Origin of the sequence: Desulfitobacterium chlororespirans DSM 11544 (genome assembly GCF_900143285.1) — a bacterium.
Taxonomy (GTDB): domain Bacteria; phylum Bacillota; class Desulfitobacteriia; order Desulfitobacteriales; family Desulfitobacteriaceae; genus Desulfitobacterium; species Desulfitobacterium chlororespirans.
This window is the reverse complement of record NZ_FRDN01000013.1, coordinates 198917-209302: the sequence shown is the minus strand read 5'-3', so window position 1 is coordinate 209302 and position 10386 is coordinate 198917. Positions and strand designations below refer to the sequence as shown.

The 10386-nt window shown below is 49.3% G+C and carries 8 protein-coding genes and 1 pseudogene; 6 read left to right on the top strand and 3 right to left on the bottom strand.

The window, feature by feature from the left end; genetic code table 11:
* From BUA14_RS20385 to BUA14_RS20375, 3 genes and pseudogenes are all read right to left on the bottom strand, one after another.
* Window positions 1-192 (bottom strand): annotated as a pseudogene (locus BUA14_RS20385) (IS21 family transposase); the annotation flags it as partial.
* A gap of 243 nt (window positions 193-435) precedes the next feature.
* On the bottom strand, window positions 436-1599 hold the full coding sequence (locus BUA14_RS20380) for an aminotransferase class I/II-fold pyridoxal phosphate-dependent enzyme (RefSeq protein WP_072774277.1): 1164 nt from the start codon (window positions 1597-1599) through the stop codon (window positions 436-438).
* On the bottom strand, window positions 1596-2093 hold the full coding sequence (locus BUA14_RS20375) for an Lrp/AsnC family transcriptional regulator (RefSeq protein ID WP_072774276.1): 498 nt from the start codon (window positions 2091-2093) through the stop codon (window positions 1596-1598). The genes BUA14_RS20380 and BUA14_RS20375 overlap by 4 nt, the downstream gene beginning before the upstream one ends.
* A 271-nt stretch (window positions 2094-2364) precedes the next feature.
* Between BUA14_RS20375 and BUA14_RS20370 the strand changes: the two genes are divergently transcribed.
* From BUA14_RS20370 to BUA14_RS20340, 6 genes are all read left to right on the top strand, one after another.
* The gene (locus tag BUA14_RS20370; protein ID WP_072774275.1) at window positions 2365-2832 is read left to right on the top strand and encodes a tRNA (cytidine(34)-2'-O)-methyltransferase; all 468 of its coding nucleotides are present in this window, start codon (window positions 2365-2367) and stop codon (window positions 2830-2832) included.
* A 55-nt stretch (window positions 2833-2887) separates the two neighbouring features.
* Window positions 2888-3934, top strand: a complete 1047-nt coding sequence (locus BUA14_RS20365; RefSeq protein WP_072774274.1) for a glycosyltransferase family 4 protein — start codon at window positions 2888-2890, stop codon at window positions 3932-3934.
* Between the two features lie 42 nt (window positions 3935-3976).
* The gene (locus BUA14_RS20360; protein ID WP_072774273.1) at window positions 3977-4678 is read left to right on the top strand and encodes a metal-dependent hydrolase; all 702 of its coding nucleotides are present in this window, start codon (window positions 3977-3979) and stop codon (window positions 4676-4678) included.
* A 290-nt stretch (window positions 4679-4968) separates the two neighbouring features.
* Window positions 4969-5226 (top strand): alpha/beta-type small acid-soluble spore protein, encoded by a 258-nt coding sequence (locus BUA14_RS20350; RefSeq protein ID WP_427846698.1) that lies wholly within the window; start codon window positions 4969-4971, stop codon window positions 5224-5226.
* A 136-nt stretch (window positions 5227-5362) separates the two neighbouring features.
* On the top strand, window positions 5363-6676 hold the full coding sequence (locus BUA14_RS20345; RefSeq protein WP_072774270.1) for a DRTGG domain-containing protein: 1314 nt from the start codon (window positions 5363-5365) through the stop codon (window positions 6674-6676).
* Between the two features lie 133 nt (window positions 6677-6809).
* On the top strand, window positions 6810-10382 hold the full coding sequence (locus BUA14_RS20340; protein ID WP_072774269.1) for a DNA polymerase III subunit alpha: 3573 nt from the start codon (window positions 6810-6812) through the stop codon (window positions 10380-10382).
* Window positions 10383-10386 lie beyond the last annotated feature (4 nt).

Here is a 10386-nt window from a genome sequence, read left to right as displayed (position 1 = left end):
AATTTCTTTATAGGGATCTAAAACGGGCGAGGGCTTTTCTTTAGTCAGTTGATAGTGAGGAATATGGGAATCATTGAGGGCTTTACGTATGGTCTGCCGGGCCACTTTCAAGTTACGGCTAATCTTTCGGATGGACCACCCTTCAACGAAATGCTTCTTTCTGATATACTCTTTATCGACCATCTCTAGCATGTCCTTCCCCCTGTACGATTGTTGTCTCAGCAACTCCAATCATACAGAATTAGGCTCTGGAGGTGGTCAACTTTTTGGTTAGCAAACCCTATTTTTGTGGTCAACATTTATGTTAGCACTACTAGAATAGTAAAAGGCAAAAAGTGCCCTCCTCAATAAAACTACGCTGGAATGTACCAAGAACGCCATGTTTCTGGGCACACTCCAGCGTAGTTTTGCTTTATACAGTAAAGGAAAGGCTTCTTACCTGATGCGCTTGCTGACGAAGCGCTCCATCCGGGTTAAGGCCTCTTGAATCTGTTCCGTGGAATAAGCATAGGAGCAGCGGATATGTCCTTCTCCCGAGGGGCCGAAAGCTGTACCGGGAACCACGGCTACTTTTTCTTCCCGCAGAAGCTCATTGGCAAATTCCTCCGAGGTCAACCCAGTAGCTTTGATGCTGGGGAAGGTATAGAAGGCGCCCAGTGGCTCGAAACAGGATAAGCCCATTTTGCGGAAGCCATGAACCATCAGTCGGCGGCGGCGATCATAGGTTGCCACCATATCCTGCATGGCCTGTTCGGCGGAGCGGACCGCTTCTAAAGCGGCCAGTTGGGCGGTGATGGGAGCACAGAGCATTGTATATTGGTGAATCCGGGTCATGGCCTGGATAAAGTCATGGTGTCCGGCCACATAGCCGATTCTCCAGCCGGTCATGGCATAAGATTTGGAAAAACCGCTGATATGCAAGGTGCGGTTTCTCATATTGGGCAAGCTGGCGAAGGCTGTATGGCTGCCGCCGTAGCTCAAATCCGAATAGATCTCGTCAGCCACAACGATCAAATCATGATCCTGGACGAACTTGGCAATGGGTTGGTAGTCTTCCCAGGTCATGATGGCTCCGGTAGGGTTATTAGGATAGGAGAGCACCAGAACCTTGGCGTTGGGGGTATAGACCCGCTCCAGATCCTCTACCCGCACCCGGAAATCTTCTTCTTCCCGGGTGGGAACATAATGAACTTCCGCACCGGCCAGGGTTGCACAAGGGCCGTAAGAGACATAGGCAGGGTCTGTAAGCAAGAGGGCGTCTCCCGGGCCGAGCAGGGCGCGCATCGCCAGATCGACGGCTTCGCTGGCGCCTACGGTGATCAGGATTTCATCATTAGGATTGTATTCCAGGCCCAGCTTTTTCTCCATATTCCAGGAGAGGGCCTGCCGCAGCTCCAGAAGTCCTGAGTTGCTGGTATACATGGTTTGTCCTTGCTCAAGGGAAAAGATGCCGCTCTCTCTCACGGTCCATGGCGTGACAAAATCCGGTTCGCCGACACCAAGAGAGATCACATTTTTCATTGTTGAGACCAGATCAAAGAATTTGCGGATCCCTGAGGGCGGTAAATTGGCCGCGATCGGTGAAAGGTACTGATTCACGGTGAAATCACCAGCCTTTCGGGATTATCATCTTCCCCAAGGAGCTCCACGCCATTTTGCTTATAGCGTCTGAGGATAAAATGGGTGGTTGTGTCGGTGACATGCTCCAGGGGAGCAAGTTTTTCGGCCACAAATAAGGCTACTTCCTGCATGGTTTTCCCTTCAATTAATAGGGAAAGGTCATAACCTCCCGACATCAGGTAAACCGCTTTGATCTCAGGGAATTTCTGCAGACGGCGGGCTATTTTATCGAACCCATAACCTCGCTGAGGAAGAACCTTAACATCGATTAAAGCGGTTACCATGGGCTCGCCGGTCCGTTCCCAATTGATCAGCGGACAGTATTGAGCAATAACTTTTTCTTCTTCCCATTGCTTAATGCGCTCTTTTATAAACTCTTCCGACAAACCGGTCTGAATCGAAAGTTCTTCAAGGGATAAGCGGAAATCATTGGCAATGAGTTCGAGAAGCTTACGTTCATCATGTGTGAGCATGAACAAACTCCTTTCAATTAAGTTTTAAAACATCATATCACACTATTCTGTAGTACAACAAGAGAGGATAATACAAATTATTATATAGGATAGGGAAGAAAGGAAGAAGATTCTAAAATATCATATCACGAAAAAACTTGATTGTTAATCTACTTTAAGCAGAATCCGACCGTTTTTTGGACAAATTAGTGAGACATTCTTGGGCATTTTCAAGATTTAGGGTATAATAGAGTGATGATTTATTGCGCATTGCGAAAGGATATGTAGATTAATGGCACATCTTAACATAGTATTAGTCGAACCTGAGATTCCCCCCAATACAGGCAATGTAGCAAGGCTCTGCGCCGCTACGGGAGCCGCCTTGCATCTGGTCAAACCCTTAGGCTTTGAAATAAGCGATAAGCACTTAAAACGAGCCGGCTTAGATTATTGGGATATGCTGGATATTCGCATTTACGAAAACTATGCTGAATTCGAAGCCAAGAATCCCCAAGGCCCCCGCTACCTGGCAACCACCAAAGCACAACGCCTTCATACGGATATTCACTACCAACCGGGAGGGTATATCCTCTTTGGCAAAGAAACCAAGGGGCTCTCTCCGGAAATTCTGGCCCGCTATCCGGAGACGATTCTGCGCCTGCCTATGCGTGCCGATGCCCGGTCCTTAAATCTTTCCAATTCTGTAGCTGTAGTAGTCTATGAAGCCTTGCGCCAGTGGGGAAACCCAGGACTCGTATAAAATGTAGGATTGTTTGACTTAGGATTAGTATTGTTTGACTTCTGGAGGAAAAGACATGACCTTTGTTTTAACCTTTGTTATTGCCTTGATCATTGCCGTTATCGCCACTCCCTTGTCCATGAAACTGGGGAGACGTTGGGGAGCCATCGATTACCCAGGAGGCCGCCGCGTACATAAGACCCCTATTCCCCGGATCGGCGGCATTGCCATCTATGCAGCGTTCTGGATTGCCGTGATCATTATGGGTATATGGGATCGGCAGATTTGGGGATTGTTTTTCGGCAGTACGATTATTGTCATCGTCGGGGTTGTGGACGATATATTTGACCTGCGTCCCATGGTGAAATTGGTATGGCAGATTATTGCGGCTGCCCTTTTGCTTTTCTTCGGTTTTTCGATGAGTCAGATTTCTCTTCCCATCATCGGGATGAAATTGGATTTTGTGTCCATTGGTTTAGGATGGCTTGGCCTGGTCTTAGCAGTCTTTTGGATTGTAGGACTGGTGAATACAGTGAATATTTCCGATGGCTTGGACGGTCTTGCCGCAGGGATCTGCTTTGAAGCCGCTCTGCTGCTCTGTTGGTCGGCCATCCGCATTAATGAGGTAACGGAAGCCCACCTGACCTTGGCTTTAGCCGGTGCGGCCTTAGGCTTTTTATTCTTTAATTTTCATCCGGCCCGGGTGTTTATGGGGGATTCCGGGAGTATGTTTCTGGGCTATATTATCGGCGGAATCTCGATTATGGGGTTATTGAAAACCGCCACGGTCCTGGGTTTGGTGTTTCCTCTCCTTGTCTTGGGTATGCCCCTGACGGATATGACCTTTGCCATCATCCGCAGAAAATTGCGGGGCCATTCCATCGCCACGGCGGATCGGGGACATCTTCACCACCGCTTGTTGGATGCCGGCTTTAGCCAGCCTCAGGCTGTGCTGCTGCTTTACGCCATGAGCGGATGCTTTGGCATGGCAGCCGTATTAGGCGCCCTGGGTTCCTGGGTTTGGGCGGCAGCCCTTTTAAGTGCGGATTTTGCTCTCTTGGTGATCATTTTAATGCGTCGTACCGCCTTGCTCAGTGTCATGAGCCGGAAGCACAGCAAATAAGTATAATGAGTGTTGATGAGTTGCACTTAAGGAGTGGTAAAAATGGAAATTCGCTTTCACGGTCATGCTTGCTTCGAAATCATTGGGGAAAAGGGCAGAATACTGATCGATCCTTTCCTGAACGGGAACCCCGCCGCCGATGTGGGCCCGGAACATTTCACGCACCTTGACGGGATTCTGGTTTCCCACGGGCATTCCGATCATTTGGGGGATGCCATCGAACTCTCACAAAAGACCGGAGCTCCCCTTATTTGTGTCTTTGAGCTGGCCCGTCTCTGTGCCAAGTATGGGGCGAAGACCCATGCCATGCATATCGGCGGCAAGCATACCTTTAGCTTTGGCACGGTGCGTTTGACCCAAGCCCTGCACGGCTCGGTCTTTGAACCGCCAGGAGAAGAAGAATCCTTTACTTATGCCGGTATGGCCTGCGGATTTTTGATCCAGATGGATGGCAAATGGATTTACCATGCGGGGGATACAGGGCTTTTCGGGGATATGGAGCTGATCGGACGGCGGCACCCCTTGGCAGCCGCCATGCTGCCGATTGGGGACAACTACACCATGGGGCAGGAGGAAGCGGTCTATGCCGCTACCCTTTTAAGGCCCAACTATTTGATTCCCATGCATTATAATACCTTTCCGATTATCCAACAGGACCCTCAGGAGTTCATCGAGCTTTTAAAGAGAAAGTTCCCGGCCAGCAAAGGGGAGATTTTAGCCCCTGGCCAATCTCTGTTCATTTAATCTTATCATTTAATAATTGATAGAGTTGTTGTTTTAATACCTGCCGCATAAGGTGGGTATTTTTTATGGGTGTTTCGGAAAAACTCTCTTTATACCTATCTATGCTTTAAATAAGCAATGGATAGATAACGCGGCTCATCAGACGCTTTCACCTGTAAACACTCTGCGCCTGGCAAGTTTTGGATAAGGAGTTGATTCACAATGACACGAAGACCTTGTGCTGCTAACTGTTACTACTACGTTGAGGGTCGCTGTCGCTTAAAACAACAACCCATTGAGAAAAGGCATCTTTGTCCCTATTTCGAGGGACAAGGGATGAGCAGGGGGATGATTTGATGAAAGGAAAACAAAAACATATTAAGCTGAAAAGAACAGATCCGCTGGAAGCGTTGAAAATGGAGATTGCCGCAGAATTAGGCCTTATCGATCAGGTGCGCTTAAAGGGCTGGCATTCACTTTCAGCAAAAGACGCCGGAAAAATCGGGGGCTTAATGACGCAGCGCATCAAAAGCAGAAGCCAGCAGGGGAAAGATAATTCCCTGGATTAGCTTGGCTTTGAATTATATAACAGATGCTGATTCGACAAAATATTTTTCAAAATAAAACCGGGAATATGCCTTTCAGACCACCGGATGTGGTATAATTGAGTCTGAAAATCGCTTGATAAAGTAGGGAGCGTTACGATTGAGTCAGACGAAACATCAACAAATTTTAAGTTTCATTGAGGGCCTTGCCGTAGGCAGCAAGGTCTCTGTCCGCTTTATTGCCAAAGAGCTGGATGTCAGCGAAGGAACCGCTTACCGGGCCATTAAAGAAGCAGAGAATAAAGGATATGTCCGTTCCATCCCCAAAGTGGGGACCATCCGGATTGAAGGAGCTAAGGAACGACGCATTGAAGATTTAACCTTGCGCGAAGTCTCGCAAATTGCTGAAGGGATTGTGCTTTGTGGTTTTGAAAGTCTGGATAACTCGCCCAATAAGTTTTTGATTGCGGCGATGGAACTGGATGCCATGGAGAGATACTTAGAAGACAATTCTTTGTGTATCGTCGGGAATCGCCACGATGCCCAATTGCTTGCTTTGCAGAAAGGCTCCCCTCTGCTGATCACCGGAGGATTTGAACCCCAGGAGGATATCATCCGGCTGGCTAAGGAAAATCACCTGGCCATTATTCAGACTCCTTATGATACCTTTGCCGTGACCACCATGATCAATCGGGCTCTTTATGATCGTTTGATTGAAAAAGAGCTTATTTTGGTTGAGGATATTATGGTCAAGGATGTGAATTATTTGACCACCCGTGCTACCGTAGGGGATTGGCACGAGCTTTCTCAGCAAACAACCCACAGCCGCTTTCCCGTTGTCGACGAGGAGAATATCGTGGTCGGCATGATTACGGCCATCGATGTAGCCGGCGCCGAGATGAATACTACCGTGGTGGAAGTGATGAATCCCAACCCTTATGTGGTGGGCCGGGAAGACTCCGTAACCCATATTTCCCGCATTATGCTTTGGGAAGGCTGGGAGATTGCCGCAGTGGTTGACCAAGGAGTGCTGATCGGCATTATCAGCTTGCAGGACGTCTTGGAAGCCTATCAGCAGATCCAGAAGCAGCCTCAGTTCGGTGAAACCGTAGACAATCTGATTTTAAGCGGTTTCCGTTATGTGGAGGACCCCGAGTACCTGACTATCGAGGGCGAGATTACCCGGTTTATGATCAATGAATTTGGTTCCGCCAGTCCCGGGGTTTTGGTGACTTTAATGAATATGGCCGGATACATTGCCCTGCGCAAGCAATACCGGCTGGATGCGATTACAGAGAATTTTACCTTCTATCAATTGCAGCCCATCCCCGTAGGGACGGAAGTCCGCATTACGGTCAAATTGCTGCTGGTGGCGAAAAAACACTGCAACATTGAGATTGATGTCTATGCCAATAATCAGCTTTTGGCCAAAGCCCTGATGACCGCCAGAATGGGCGATAAAAAGGTTTCTTAATTAAATAGTGGAATTAAATAGGGGAAAGGCCTTGAGTTATCAGGGTCTTTCTTTCATAATGAGAATAGCGTAGTGACGTCATTTGACTGAAAGTGAACGTGCTACGACGCGAGTACAAAAAGGAGGTCTGATTATGGGATTTGTTCACCTCCATGTCCATACGGAATACAGCCTTCTTGACGGGGCGGCCCGGATTGAGAAACTGGTGAAAAAAGCCGTCGATCTGGGTATGCCCTCCGTGGCGATTACCGATCACGGTGTCATGTATGGTATTATTGATTTTTATAAAGCCTGCAAAAAGGCCGGTATTAAGCCTATTATTGGCTGTGAAGTCTATGTGGCCCCCCACCGGCGGACGGAGAGGGTGCCGGGGCGGGATGACAACAACCGCCATCTTGTGCTGCTGGCTGAAAATGAAGAAGGGTACAAAAACCTCATTAAACTTGTTTCCATGGCTCATATCGAGGGCTTTTATTATAAACCCCGGGTGGACAAGGATATCCTGAGAAAGCACAGCCGGGGGCTGATTGCCTTAAGCGCCTGCTTAGCGGGAGAAGTCTCGGAGTATCTCCTCAATAATCAGCTGGAGACAGCGGTAGAGAGTGCGTTGGAGTATGAAGAGATCTTCGGCAAAGGGAATTTCTTTTTGGAAGTCCAGGACCATGGCCTGGAGGAGCAGCAGCGGGTTAATGCGGGAATGTTTGAGGTGCAGCGCCGAACAGGGATTCCCATGGTAGCCACCAACGACGTCCATTACGTCAACAAAGAGGATGCCTTTATCCAGGATGTGCTCATCTGCATTCAGACCGGAAAGAACCTCACCGATGCCAGCCGTATGAGCTTTTCCAGCGAGGAGTTTTTCTTGAAATCGGAAGCGGAGATGAATCTGCTGTTTGGTGAGCATCCGGAGATTCTGGAGAACACGGCCCGGATCGCAGAACGCTGTCAGGTAGACTTTAAATTCGGGGACAATTATTTGCCGGTCTTTGAAGTTCCGGAAGGATATACCCTGGATACCTATCTGAGAAAAAAATGCTATGAAGCTTTTCCGCTTTTTTACCCCAACCAAAGGAGCGAAGAAAAAGAGCGGCTGGATTATGAGTTAGGAGTCATCTCCCAAACCGGGTTCTCCGGCTATTTTCTGATCGTGGCGGACTTTTGTCAGTATGCCCGTCAAAATGGTATTGCCGTGGGGCCGGGCAGGGGATCGGCCGCCGCCAGTATGGTGGCTTATCTGATGGGGATCACCACCGTAGAACCGATGCAGCACGATCTGCTTTTTGAGCGGTTTTTGAATCCGGAGCGGATCAGCATGCCGGATATTGATATAGACTTTGACCCGGACGGCCGGGAGCGGGTGATCAACTATGTTATGGAAAAATACGGCGCCGATAAGGTCTGCCAGATCATTACCTTTGGAACTATGGGCGCCAAAGCGGCCATTCGTGATGTGGGCAGAGTGCTGGGAATTCCTCTGGCCCGGGTGGATAAAGTGGCCAAAGCTATCCCCAGTGACTTAGGGATGACTTTGGAAAAAGCCCTGGCTGTATCCCCCGATTTGGTGAAGCTCCTGGAAGAGGATGGGGAGATTAAGAAACTTTATGAAATCGCCCGCTCCCTCGAAGGAATGCCTCGTCATGCTTCCACCCATGCCGCCGGTGTGGTGATCGCCAAGGATGCCCTGGATACCTATATCCCCCTGCAAAGGACTTCCGACGGGGGCTTCACCATGACCCAATTCCCCATGAAGACGGTGGAAGAAGTGGGCCTCCTTAAAATGGACTTCCTGGGGCTGCGCAACCTGACCATCATCCAGGAGACCTTAAAACAAATTGAGGGGAATCGAGGGGAAGTGCTGGATCTGCAAAGCCTGCCCCTGGATGACAAAGCCACCTTTGATATGCTTTCCACAGGCAACAGCACTGGCGTATTCCAGCTGGAAAGCGGAGGAATGCGCAATGTCCTTAAGGAATTGAAACCTTCCTGTTTTGAAGATATTATCGCGGTGGTGGCCCTGTTCCGTCCCGGCCCCATGGAGCAGATTCCTGAGTTTATCCGCCGCAAGCATGGGGGAAATGTCTCTTACCTCCATCCTCTGCTGGAGCCCATCCTGCGCAGCACCTACGGGGTGATCGTGTACCAGGAGCAGGTCATGCAGATTGCCCGGGATTTAGGGGGTTACTCCCTGGGCCGCGCGGATTTGCTGAGGCGGGCCATGGGGAAAAAGAAAAAGGAGATCATGGAGGAAGAGCGGCAAAGCTTTATCTATGGTTTGCAAAGCCCCACCGGAGAGGATATTATTCCCGGTGCCTTAAAACTTGGCCTTACGGAAAAAGAGGCTGCGGAAATTTTTGACTTGATGGCCAAGTTTGCCGAATATGGCTTTAATAAGGGGCATGCCACAGCCTATGCCGTAATTTCTTATCAGACAGCTTACCTTAAAGCCAACTATCCCCTGGAGTTTAATGCGGCTTTAATCAGCACGGTGATGAGTTCAGCGGACAAGGTGTCCTTTTATATCCATGAAGCCCGGCAAAGCGGGATTGAAATTCTCCCTCCGGATGTTCAGTACAGTCAGGTGGGTTTCAGCATTGAAGGCCGGGGCATTCGCTTTGGCTTAGGGGCTATCCGTAATGTGGGGGTCAATGTGGTGGAGCAGATTATTGAGGCCCGCCAAGAAGGCCCTTTTGAATCCCTCTATGATTTCTGCATTCGTGTGGATGCCAAGGTTCTCAATAAGCGGGTCCTGGAAAGTCTCCTCAAAGCCGGAGCCTTCAGCTTGCTGTGCAAGAGGGCTCAAGGCCTCTTAGCCTTGGATTCTATCCTGGAGGTAGCTCAGCAGCGCCAGAGAGATAAAGAGAGCGGACAAATTTCCCTGTTCGATTTTGGTGATAATCTGGATGAAGGGATTGAACTCCCTGATGTCGAAGAGTATTCACCTCGAGAACTCCTGACGATGGAAAAGGAATATCTGGGTCTTTATCTCAGCGGCCATCCCCTGGAAAGTGTTCTTCCCAAGCTAAAGAATGCTGTCTCTGAGGATATTCTGACCTGTCTCGAAGGAGATGAGGAAAAGAAGGTCATCCTGGGTGGAATCGTCACCGGATACCGCACCACCGTGACCAAGCGGGGAGAAATGATGGCCAGCTTTGTGCTGGAGGATTTAACCGGAACCATAGATGTTTTGGTGTTCCCACGGATTTTTGCCCAAAGTGCCCGCTTGACGGAGGATCAGGTCGTGGTGGTGGAAGGAAGATACAACATCCGGGATGATGAACGCAAGATTTTTGCGGAGCGTATCACGGATCTGGAGAATGGGGCAGAGCGAAATAAACCGATAGGGTACAAGGACTACGAGAGAACTCAGACCCGGGAGAAAGCTCAGACTCGAACCCAGCCGCCAACTCAGCCCCCAACCCAGTCTCCCCCGAAGCTTAGTGCAGTACCTTCCGCGAAGCCTGGTGCAGTGCCTGCCCGGAAGCTTTACTTAAGGTTTCCTTGCGAAGGGACGCCTCTTCTCGAAGAGACCCTGCCGATCCTGCGTCATTATTCGGGAACCCATCCGGTGCTGTTCTATTTTGAGCAGGATAAAAAACTGATTCAAGGAAACCGGGAACTTTGGGTGAATGATTTGGAGGAATTGGTTCAGGCCTTGTCAAACATACTAGGGGAAAGCAATGTGGTATGGAAGGTCAATGCCATGTAAAAAC

Coding starts and splice junctions, on each gene's coding strand:
- BUA14_RS20375 (WP_072774276.1), bottom strand. CDS start 2,093: ATGCTCACACATGATGAACGTAAGCTTCTCGAACTCATTGCCAATGAT.
- BUA14_RS20370 (WP_072774275.1), top strand. CDS start 2,365: ATGGCACATCTTAACATAGTATTAGTCGAACCTGAGATTCCCCCCAAT.
- BUA14_RS20365 (WP_072774274.1), top strand. CDS start 2,888: ATGACCTTTGTTTTAACCTTTGTTATTGCCTTGATCATTGCCGTTATC.
- BUA14_RS20360 (WP_072774273.1), top strand. CDS start 3,977: ATGGAAATTCGCTTTCACGGTCATGCTTGCTTCGAAATCATTGGGGAA.
- BUA14_RS20340 (WP_072774269.1), top strand. CDS start 6,810: ATGGGATTTGTTCACCTCCATGTCCATACGGAATACAGCCTTCTTGAC.